Genomic DNA, 273 nt, shown 5'->3' with positions numbered 1-273 from the left:
AGAAGGGGGACGCACGATGACGACACGTGTGGGAATCGTCGGGACCGGTGGCATTGCCGCCGTGCACGCGAAGAGCCTCCAGGGCATGGCCGACGCGGAGATCGTCGCTGTGACCGACATCGACGAGGATCGCTCGCACGCCTTCGCCGACGCCTGGGGCGGCCGTGTGGACGCCTCGCTCGAGGCGATGCTCGAGGCCGGCGGCGTCGACATCGTGCACCTCTGCTCGCCCCCCGGCCTGCACATCTCGCAGGGCGAGACGGTTCTCGCCGC

Annotated in this window: 1 protein-coding gene; it reads left to right on the top strand. The window is 70.3% G+C overall.

Annotated elements, in window-relative coordinates; all coding sequences use genetic code 11:
* Positions 1 to 16: 16 nt before the first annotated feature.
* The coding region (locus tag SB754_RS20255; RefSeq protein ID WP_410784160.1) for a Gfo/Idh/MocA family protein at positions 17 to 273 on the top strand (257 nt) is incomplete at its 3' end.

This window comes from Leifsonia sp. SIMBA_070 (genome assembly GCF_046534635.1).
Taxonomy (GTDB): domain Bacteria; phylum Actinomycetota; class Actinomycetes; order Actinomycetales; family Microbacteriaceae; genus Leifsonia.
Note: the sequence above shows the minus strand (reverse complement) of the source record. Positions and strands in the feature narration are given on the sequence as shown.